This is a genomic window from Neoroseomonas eburnea, from assembly GCF_018129005.1.
In the GTDB taxonomy this organism is placed as follows: Bacteria; Pseudomonadota; Alphaproteobacteria; order Acetobacterales; family Acetobacteraceae; genus Neoroseomonas; species Neoroseomonas eburnea.
The window spans coordinates 1-8116 of sequence record NZ_JAAEDL010000065.1 but is presented as its reverse complement, the minus strand read 5'-3'; the positions used below and the strand labels follow the sequence as shown (position 1 = coordinate 8116).

The following is an 8116-nucleotide window of genomic DNA, read 5'->3' as shown; positions in this document are numbered from 1 at the left end:
CCCCCCCCCCCCCCCCCCCCCCCCCCCCCCCCCCCCCCCCCCCCCCCCCCCCCCCCCCCCCCCCCCCCCCCCCCCCCCCCCCCCCCCCGGCTGCAGCGGCTGCCACCGTTCGCCCCGGCTTACGGCAACCCCTTCAGCACGACATCGTCATGGGGCATCTCCACCCGGCCAGGTGAATCCTCCCGGTCGGACGCCGCCCTACGCCGCCGCCGGCTGGTGCGTCGGCGAGCCCACCGTCTGCAGCACCTCGAGCCCTTCGAACTGCGGCGGCCCGAGCGTCAGCGGCTTGTTCGACCCCGCGGCGGCATGGGCGGTGCGGAATTGCTCGGAGCGGGTCCAGGCCTCGAAGGCCTCCTTCGACGCCCAGAGCGTGAAGGACGAATAGAGGATGTGGTCCTCGGCCTGCGGACCCTTCAGCAGGTGGAAGGTGATGAAGCCGTCGAGCTCGTGCAGGCGGCTCTCGCGGTTCAGCCAGCGTGCCTCGAATTCCGCGGCGTGGGCGGGGATGACGCGGAAGCGGTTGGCGGCGACGAACATGGTGGTTTCTCCTCGGTTCCTGGTGGCCGTGCGGGAAGGCGTGGCGGTGGCGTCTAGGGGGTCCAGCTCCGGCAGAAGGCATCGGGTTCCGGGCGGACCGGCCGCGGGCGGTTCACGGCCGGCGTGCCGGCGTAGATCCAGCCGAGCAGCGCATCGGTCTCGGCGAAGCCGAGGGCAGCCTTGACCGTGGTGTCGCGCAGCGCGCCCGACGACAGCCAGATGGAGCCGAAGCCCTGGGCGTCCAGGGCATTGAGGAAATTCATCACGCCCGCCGCCGCGGTCGCTTCCTGTTCCCAGACCGGGATGCGATGGCCGGGCCGGAGCGCGGCGCCGGCGGCGACCACGAGGGGCGCGCGCAAGGGCTTGCCGCGCTCGATCTCCAGTCGTTCGGGTGGCGTCGCCGGTTCCCGCCGGGCGAGCGAGTCGGCGAGGATCTCGCCGAAGGCCCGCCTTGCCTCGCCGTCGATGAAGACGAAGCGGGTGGGCTTCAGTCCGCCATGGTCCGGGGCGCGCAGGGCGGCGGCGACGGCCAGGTGCAGCGCGCCCTGGTCCGGGCCTGGTGCCTGCAGCAGGCTCGGCGAGACGGAAGCGCGATCGAGCAGGGCGGAAAGGGCAGGTGGCAGCGACATGGTCTCGGCGGCTCGGGGTGAGGGGATATATTGCGAATTACTCGCATTCGCAATACGTCTCGCCTCATGTCCGCAGATCAGCCTCGCATCTCCCCGAGCTTTCCGCACCCGCGCGCCGCCTGGCTCGACCCGGGGACGGGCGCGCGCCTCGAACCCGCCGCGCTGATGGCGCGGATGGCGCGGCGGCAGGTGGTGCTGCTCGGCGAGACGCATGACGTCGCCGAGATCCATCGCTGGCAGCTCCAGGTCGCGACCTGCCTGCACCTGCTGCGGCCCGACATGCAGATGGGCTTCGAGATGTTTCCGCGCCGGCTGCAGCCGGTGCTCGACCGCTGGGTGGCCGGCGGGATGGGGACTGCGGAGTTCCTGGAGCAGGCGGAATGGGAGAAGGTCTGGGGCTTCCCCCCCGAGATCTACCTGCCGCTGTTCCACTTCTGCCGGCAGCAGGGGGTACGGATGCTGGCGCTGAACTGCCATCGCCCGCTGGTCACCCGCGTCGGCAAGGAAGGCTGGGATGCGGTGCCGGAGGAGGAGCGGGACGGCCTGACCCCCTCCGCTGCCCCCACCGCGGGGCACCGCGCCTACATCGCCATGCTCACCGGCCGCCGGCCTGAGGACATCACCGACCGCTTCATCCGCGCCCAGCAGGTCTGGGACCGCGCCTTCGCCTGCAACATCGTGCAGGCGCGGCGCGAGGCCGAGGCCGAGGGCCTGCCGGCGCCGCTGGTCGTCGGCATCATGGGCCGTGGCCATGTCGACTACGGCCACGGCACGCCGCACCAGCTCCGCGATCTCGGCGTGACGGAGATCGGCATCCTGCTGCCGACAGGGGACGGCGAGCACGATGCCGCGCGGGTCGCCGGCATCGGCGATGCGCTGTTCCGCCTCGACCCGCCGGAGCCGCCAGCCGAGCGGGGGCGGCCGACGGCCTGACGACGCTGGCCGGTCCTCGCCCTGGAGGCGCCCCCCCGAAGTCATACCAACGGTCGCCATTCGCGACCGCTGGTATCCGGCCTTTCCTGCCCTCGGACGCCGGGCGCAAACCTCCGGTTCGCTTGGCTGAGCCGGACCACCGGCGGCCCGCGTTCCGGATCCCCGGTCACGTTGCAAGGCAAGATGATCGGGTGCCCGTCGCGGCCTCGGCACGAGGCAAGAACTCGTGCCGCTGGCATCAGTCCCCAGGAAGCCAAGGAAGGTTGGGGGGCGCGGGGGGAAGTTCCCTTCCCCCCGCCCATCACGCGCTCTCCGGCAACAACCCGGTCCGGATCACATGCGGCCAGGCGGCGTTCGCCCCGACCTCCTCCGCCCGCCGCGCCGCAGCGTCCCAGTCGTACCCGATCGCCACCAATTCCACCCCGACCCGCGCCGCATCGAGATCCAGCACCGCGTAGCGCGCATGCGGCGTGCCCGCCTCCTGCCGGTGTGCCGGCTCGCGGCTGATGCGGAAGCCCGGCAGGCCGAGGCTGCCCGGGTTCACCACCAGCGGCCCGCCCGGCACCTGCACCATGCCGGTCCGGTGGCTGTGGCCGCAGAGCACGACGCGCGCCGCCATGCCCTCGTCGCCGAGGCGTTCGCGCAGCACCGCCATCGGCGCCGGGCGCAGGCGTTCGGCGATCACTTCCTCGATCAGGTTCTGCATGTCGGAGGACGGCGTGCCGTGGCAGGCGAGCACGCCCGGCGCGGGCGTCAGCAGTTCCGGCAGGCCCATCAGCCAGTCGCGCTGCGATGCGGTCAGCTCATCGTAGGCGAGGCGGTCCTGCTTGCCCATGGTCGCGGGATCATGTTCGGAGATCCAGCGGTCATGATTGCCGCGGATGCTGGGGATGCCGGAATCCTGCAGCATCTCCACCGTCTCGCGCGGCCAGCATTGGCCGGAGGCGATGTCGCCGAGGCAGATCGTCGCATCCGCCCCGCGCGCCGCGATGTCGGCGAGCGCCGCCTGGAGCGCCGCGACGTTGCCGTGGATGTCCGCGATCACCGCGAGCCGCATGCGACGAATCTCCCTTGGTCGGTGCCCGATCTAACCATCGCGCGGCAATGCCGTCTGCCCCAGCACCCAGCCTTCCCAGGCGCGCACCGCCGGGTCCCGCGGCACGAAGTCCGGCCGCGCGCCGTCGAGCACGCCGACAAGCCCGAGCAGGCCGATGACGGAATCGAAGCGGTCCTCGCCGGCGGCGTCGGGGCCGAAGCCCTCCTTCGCCATGGCGCGCAGAGCGCCGGAGGGCGCGACGCGCCGCGCCGCCATCGCCTCCAGCAGCGGCGTGGCCAGCGCCGCGCGGTCGCGCTGCACGCGCTTCGACCCGCCCATGACGAGTCCGGCATGGCGCAGCGCCTCGGCCGGATAGACCTCCGCCAGCACCGCGCGGCCCCGCGCCAGCAGCGCGTGCACGCCGCCCTCGAAGGGCCACAGCGAATAGGGCGCCCCGGCGGCCAGACCCGGCGCCAGCCAGTCCCGCCAGGCCGCGATCGCCGCCTTGCCGGACTGGTTCGCCCCCAGCGTCCAGAACACCGGCGCGCCGGCGGGGCGTTCGGCGGTGGCGCGGTCGCACAGCCGCGACAGGCCGCGCGCCTCGCCGAGCCCGAGGGCCGCCGCGTGCGCTGCCCGCGTCATCCCCCTCACGCCGCGCGCCGGATAGAAGGGCCGGTCGCGCGAGACCTCGTCGAGCGTCGCCGCCACCGCGAAGAAGCCGGGCCGCGTCGCGAGCCCGCGCAGGAAGCCGGGGAAGCCCGCCTCCGGCCGGCCTGCCGCGAAGCCGCGCGGCACGCCGAGCGGCAGGTCGAGGCCGAGCGCCACCGGCACGCCTTCGGCGATCAGCGCCGCCGCCAGCGCCGCCGGGTCGCCGGCCGGGACCGGCGCTTCCGCCCGCCAGCCGCGCGCGCCGCGCCGCGCGATGCTCACCCACCGCTTGCGCGGATCCGTGCTCCAATCCGCATGCGCGGCGATCATCCCCATGTGCGGACCTGCCCGGCCATGCGATAGGCTGGCGCGACGACCCAGCGGAGACGATCCATGCACGCCGCCACGCTCCCCGGCCAGGACGCCGCCCATCCGGACGGCCAGTACGGCAGCGTCGCCAAATGGTTCCACTGGATCACGGTCGGGCTGATCGCCATCGCGCTGCCGACGGGCTTCGTCATCAAGTTCATCACCGGAGAGGCGGACGGGGCCTACAAGATGGGCTTCTACGCCATCCATGAAAGCGCCGGGCTGACCGTGCTGCTGGTGGCGCTGGCCCGGCTGCTGTGGAAGGCGACGCACCGGCCGCCGCCGCATCCCGAGAGCCTGCCCGCCATCCTGCGCATCGCCGGCACGGCGACGCATCACGGGCTCTACGCGCTGCTGATCATCCAGCCGGTGATGGGCTTCCTCGCCACCAACGCCTGGGGATTCCCGCTGCAGGGCAGGACCGCCTATCTCGGCTTCATCGAACTGCCGAAGTTCATGGAAACCTCGGAGGGCCTCGCGCAGGTGCTGTCCTGGATCCACACTATCGGCGGATATCTCTTCCTGGTGCTGCTCGTCGCCCATGTCGGCGGCGCGATCTTCCACCACGCCATCCGCAAGGACGGCACGCTGATGCGCATGCTGTAGAGGGCGCCGCGACGCCCCATATGCCGCGGGGATGACATGCGGTGGACCTGATGACCGCGTCCCGGGAGCGTTTCACCTCCGAGGACGACCTCCGGCACGAGGTCGTCGAATGCCCCGCCTGCGGCGAGCCGACCATGCCCAACCTGCTCGCCGACGGGAGCTGCGTCTGCTCCTGCCCGGCCGAGCGCGCCCTGCCGCTGCCCGAGGGCGCCGCCCCGGCCCTGCCGCCGCCGGTGGACGACACCAGCTTCGTCGCGGCGGTGCATGACGCCTCGGCCGGGCTGCCGGAGTTCAAGGGCCAGTTCGGGCGCGACATCCAGACCGACGACTTCAAGCTGCTGAACGACCCGCCCGGCGAGGGGCAGCAGGCTGGTGACGGGGAGGCTTCGCCCCCTCGCGCGCCCCCGCCAAGGACTTGAGGCCCTTGGAACCCCCAACCCGATGTATTGGTTTCCAAAGGCCTTTCGGCCTTTGGTGGGGTGAGGTCCGGAGAGGGGCAAGGCCCCTCTCCGGCTCCCCGCTATCGCGCCCACGGGGCGGCGTCCCTCTTCGATGCGCCCCGGCAGCCGCTCGGACCGGGCCCCGCCCCCTCCGGCGGCATCGCGGAGGCCGGCTTGGAGCGGTTGCCGTTCGCCTCGGCTCACGGCAACCGCTCCGGCCTCTTGTTTTCGCGAGCATCTTCACCCGAATGGGCGATTCCACCTGACCGGGATCGGCTCTAAGGCCCGTCCCCGCCACCGGCCACGACCCGCAGCCGCCGGACCTCCCCGGGCCCGGCCTCGACCTCCGCCCGGCTGGCGCCCGCCAGGAAGGCCAGGTGCCGCGCGGCGCCGGCTTCCGCCGCCAATGCCGCCAGCACCGGCGCGGCCGGCGCATGGCCGAAGAGATCCAGCACCGCCCCCGCCGCAGCGGCGGCGACCTGGCGCGCCTCCCCGGCCGGGATCCCGGCCGGCCATTCCAGCGTCACGGCCACCCGCCGGCTGCCGTCCACCCGTCGCACGGTGAGCGCCGGCACGGCCTGCGGCGGCACCTCCGCCGGGCAGGCGAAGGGTGGCGCCACCAGGGCCCAGCGCGGCATCTGGGGCACGGCGCAGCCCATCGCGCGCGCGATGCGCGGCGCCAGGGCGGTGACGAAGGCCGGCACCACCGCGGCATCGAGTGCCCGCGCCTCCGCCTCCGCCATCCCTGCGAGCCGCGGACCGGGGCAGGGGACCAGCTCCACCCGGTCGTTCATCGGCTCCGTGCGGCCGGGCGGGGCCAGCCGCGCCGGCGCGAGGTCGCCTGCCGCCTCGACCACGACATCGGCGGGATCGACGCCCTGCCGCGCCATCATCGCCGCCACCGCCCGTGCACGTTCAAGGCTCAGCGCCTGCGCGCCCGCCCCGCGGTCGGCATGGCCGCGCAGGCAATGGCCGCGGAAGCCGGGCGGGCGCGGCGGGCGCAGGAAGGCGAGCACGACATCGCGCCCCGCCTGGCCGATCTCGGCGCTGCCCGGCGCGAAGAGGATCACGGCGCCATCGGGCGGGAAGCCCTGCGCGCGCGCCGGCGCCGCCGCCAGCGCGAGCAGCCCGAGCATTCCGGCCAGCAAGCCGCGCATGGTCGCAACGATACACCGCCGGCGGCAGTGTGGTCATGGAAACCTCGGCGGGCCCGCCCCGCCGCCGGGCGTCAGAGCGGCTTCTGGGCCTTTTCCAGCAGCCGGCCGAAGAAGCCGGGCTTCTTCGGAGCCGCGGCCACGCTGGGCGCGGCGGCGGCTTCCAGGGCCTCGGCGGCCGCGCGCCTTTCCTTGTCGGCGAGCCATTTCTCCAGACTCATCCCCGCCTTGGCCGCGCGCTTCGCCTCGTAGGCGCGCTGCGCGTCCGTCATTTTCCGCTCGCTCATGCCGCGATACCCTGACCGTCCGCCGGGTGAATGGCGCGCGCCGCGCCTTCCGGCAAGGGGCCGCGCGTGCGAGTCTTGGGTAATGCACCCCATCCACCCCGCAAACGGCCCCTCCCCCCGGCACGCCTCTGAGGCCGCCCGAGGCACCGGCCTCGGGCCGGGAGCGCACGGCGCGACCGCGCGCGACCGGTCGCTGTCGCCGGCGCGCCATCTCCGCGCGAACGCCAAGCCCGCGGATGCGGGCGCCGGCGTCTGAGGCAAACGAAATGGAACCGAAGGTCAAGGCAGGCATTTGGGTGTCGATGGCGATCCGGCTGTCCGACATGTCAGGCCGGCCCGCCGCAGTGCTCCGCAAGGGGGATCCGGATTCGGGCGGCATCCTCGCCGTGCTGCGCGGAAGGGAAGGGGTCGTCGTGCTCTCCCAGGTGCGCGACGCGGAAGGCCGCCCGGCGTGGATGCGCGGCACCGGCCCCGCGCCGGTCGAGGAGGACCTCGCCAGCGCCTATGTCGACCGCCAGGTGAAGCGCGATCCCGACCTCTGGGTGCTGGAATTCGAGGCGCCGGACCTGCTGCCGCCCTTCGAGGCCCGGATGATCTGAAGGACGGAGGGCGCGAGGCGCCGCCTCGCGCGCCGCTCGGGGGCGCCGCCCCCGAGACCCCCGCCAGGGGACCGGGTCCCCTGGACCTCCAGGACCGGGCACCCGCAGCGGGCGGACGGAGCCACGGGTCGCTGGCGCCGGTGGCGGCAGCCCGCTCCAGGAAGGCGTGCGGCGGTGCCTGTCCCTCCGCATCGCGCGCATCCGCCTCATCAGCCTTGCGGGCGCACATGGTCGGCACTCCGCTCCGCCCGCGCGGTCGTCCGGGGAATTCCGCCCGACATCGCCATCCGCATGTCAGGGCGGCTGCCATTCGCCCCGGCTCGCGGCAATCCCCGGGGCCTCATGCCTTCGCAAGCATCTTCACCCGATCAGTGATTCCACCTGATCCGGTGAAGATGCTCTATGGTCGTAACGAAGGCTGCTTCCGGTGTTGTGCTCCCCAAGCGGAAAGGACCCGGGCCATGACCACCTACATCATGCTGGGCAACTGGACTGACCAGGGCGTACGGGCGATCGCGGATTCGCCCCGCCGGCTCGATGCCGCCAAGACGATGATCGAGGAAATGGGCGGCCGCTTCTCCTCCTTTCACATGACGATGGGGGAGGTCGACTTCATCTTGCAGATCGAGGCGCCGGACGACGCCGTCGCCGCGCGCTTCGCGCTGATGCTCGGGCGCATGGGCAATGTCCGCACCAAGACGCTGAAGGCCTTCCCTGAACAAGCCTACCGGCAGATCGTCGCGACCCTTGGCTGATCCGTCAGCCGGCACCCGATGCGCGGTGCCCTTCGGAGACCTCTGCGAAACGCCTTGGTGAGTGGATGATGGGGTGATTCGCTGAGCCTCGTGAAGGCTGAGGCGAGGCATCGATGGGTCAGC

General features: G+C 73.1%; 11 protein-coding genes. 5 read left to right on the top strand and 6 right to left on the bottom strand.

Going from position 1 to position 8116, the window contains the following annotated elements; all coding sequences use genetic code 11:
- Positions 1-198: 198 nt before the first annotated feature.
- On the bottom strand, positions 199-537 hold the full coding sequence (locus GXW74_RS27495; protein ID WP_211850095.1) for an antibiotic biosynthesis monooxygenase family protein: 339 nt from the start codon (positions 535-537) through the stop codon (positions 199-201).
- A 53-nt stretch (positions 538-590) separates the two neighbouring features.
- A complete protein-coding gene (locus GXW74_RS27490; protein ID WP_211850093.1) occupies positions 591-1166 on the bottom strand; it encodes a nitroreductase family protein in 576 nt (191 codons plus the stop codon).
- A 66-nt stretch (positions 1167-1232) separates the two neighbouring features.
- On the opposite strand from GXW74_RS27490, the gene GXW74_RS27485 reads away from it, so the two are divergent.
- The gene (locus GXW74_RS27485; protein ID WP_246524268.1) at positions 1233-2099 is read left to right on the top strand and encodes a ChaN family lipoprotein; all 867 of its coding nucleotides are present in this window, start codon (positions 1233-1235) and stop codon (positions 2097-2099) included.
- Between the two features lie 301 nt (positions 2100-2400).
- Here the strand turns inward: GXW74_RS27485 and GXW74_RS27480 are convergent, their stop codons facing one another.
- Both GXW74_RS27480 and GXW74_RS27475 read right to left on the bottom strand, forming a co-directional pair.
- Positions 2401-3156, bottom strand: coding sequence for a metallophosphoesterase family protein (locus tag GXW74_RS27480; RefSeq protein ID WP_211850092.1), 756 nt, complete (start codon positions 3154-3156; stop codon positions 2401-2403).
- A 30-nt stretch (positions 3157-3186) separates the two neighbouring features.
- Entirely contained in the window at positions 3187-4119 is a 933-nt protein-coding gene (locus tag GXW74_RS27475) for a hypothetical protein (protein ID WP_246524266.1), read from the bottom strand.
- Between the two features lie 57 nt (positions 4120-4176).
- Between GXW74_RS27475 and GXW74_RS27470 the strand changes: the two genes are divergently transcribed.
- Both GXW74_RS27470 and GXW74_RS27465 read left to right on the top strand, forming a co-directional pair.
- The gene (locus GXW74_RS27470; protein WP_211850090.1) at positions 4177-4758 is read left to right on the top strand and encodes a cytochrome b; all 582 of its coding nucleotides are present in this window, start codon (positions 4177-4179) and stop codon (positions 4756-4758) included.
- Between the two features lie 50 nt (positions 4759-4808).
- Complete coding sequence (locus tag GXW74_RS27465) at positions 4809-5177, top strand: hypothetical protein (RefSeq protein WP_211850089.1); 369 nt, start codon at positions 4809-4811, stop codon at positions 5175-5177.
- Between the two features lie 299 nt (positions 5178-5476).
- On the opposite strand, the gene GXW74_RS27460 is transcribed toward GXW74_RS27465, so the two are convergent.
- Together GXW74_RS27460 and GXW74_RS27455 are read right to left on the bottom strand one after the other, a co-directional pair.
- Entirely contained in the window at positions 5477-6355 is an 879-nt protein-coding gene (locus tag GXW74_RS27460) for an OmpA family protein (RefSeq protein WP_211850087.1), read from the bottom strand.
- A 71-nt stretch (positions 6356-6426) separates the two neighbouring features.
- Positions 6427-6624 carry a hypothetical protein gene (locus GXW74_RS27455; protein WP_246524264.1) on the bottom strand — a complete coding sequence of 66 codons (198 nt, stop codon included), beginning with the start codon at positions 6622-6624 and terminating at the stop codon, positions 6427-6429.
- A gap of 281 nt (positions 6625-6905) precedes the next feature.
- Here GXW74_RS27455 and GXW74_RS27450 point away from each other — a divergent pair, with 281 nt between their 5' ends.
- Positions 6906-7238, top strand: a complete 333-nt coding sequence (locus tag GXW74_RS27450; protein WP_211850084.1) for a DUF1491 family protein — start codon at positions 6906-6908, stop codon at positions 7236-7238.
- Positions 7239-7699: 461 nt separating this feature from the next.
- Positions 7700-7993 (top strand): GYD domain-containing protein, encoded by a 294-nt coding sequence (locus GXW74_RS27445; protein ID WP_211850082.1) that lies wholly within the window; start codon positions 7700-7702, stop codon positions 7991-7993.
- Positions 7994-8116: the final 123 nt, after the last annotated feature.

What these genes read in the sequence shown, in the direction of transcription:
- GXW74_RS27495 (WP_211850095.1), bottom strand. Translation starts at nt 537, where the DNA reads ATGTTCGTCGCCGCCAACCGCTTCCGCGTCATCCCCGCCCACGCCGCG.
- GXW74_RS27490 (WP_211850093.1), bottom strand. Translation starts at nt 1,166, where the DNA reads ATGTCGCTGCCACCTGCCCTTTCCGCCCTGCTCGATCGCGCTTCCGTC.
- GXW74_RS27485 (WP_246524268.1), top strand. Translation starts at nt 1,233, where the DNA reads ATGTCCGCAGATCAGCCTCGCATCTCCCCGAGCTTTCCGCACCCGCGC.
- GXW74_RS27480 (WP_211850092.1), bottom strand. Translation starts at nt 3,156, where the DNA reads ATGCGGCTCGCGGTGATCGCGGACATCCACGGCAACGTCGCGGCGCTC.
- GXW74_RS27475 (WP_246524266.1), bottom strand. Translation starts at nt 4,119, where the DNA reads ATGGGGATGATCGCCGCGCATGCGGATTGGAGCACGGATCCGCGCAAG.
- GXW74_RS27470 (WP_211850090.1), top strand. Translation starts at nt 4,177, where the DNA reads ATGCACGCCGCCACGCTCCCCGGCCAGGACGCCGCCCATCCGGACGGC.
- GXW74_RS27465 (WP_211850089.1), top strand. Translation starts at nt 4,809, where the DNA reads ATGACCGCGTCCCGGGAGCGTTTCACCTCCGAGGACGACCTCCGGCAC.
- GXW74_RS27460 (WP_211850087.1), bottom strand. Translation starts at nt 6,355, where the DNA reads ATGCGCGGCTTGCTGGCCGGAATGCTCGGGCTGCTCGCGCTGGCGGCG.
- GXW74_RS27455 (WP_246524264.1), bottom strand. Translation starts at nt 6,624, where the DNA reads ATGACGGACGCGCAGCGCGCCTACGAGGCGAAGCGCGCGGCCAAGGCG.
- GXW74_RS27450 (WP_211850084.1), top strand. Translation starts at nt 6,906, where the DNA reads ATGGAACCGAAGGTCAAGGCAGGCATTTGGGTGTCGATGGCGATCCGG.
- GXW74_RS27445 (WP_211850082.1), top strand. Translation starts at nt 7,700, where the DNA reads ATGACCACCTACATCATGCTGGGCAACTGGACTGACCAGGGCGTACGG.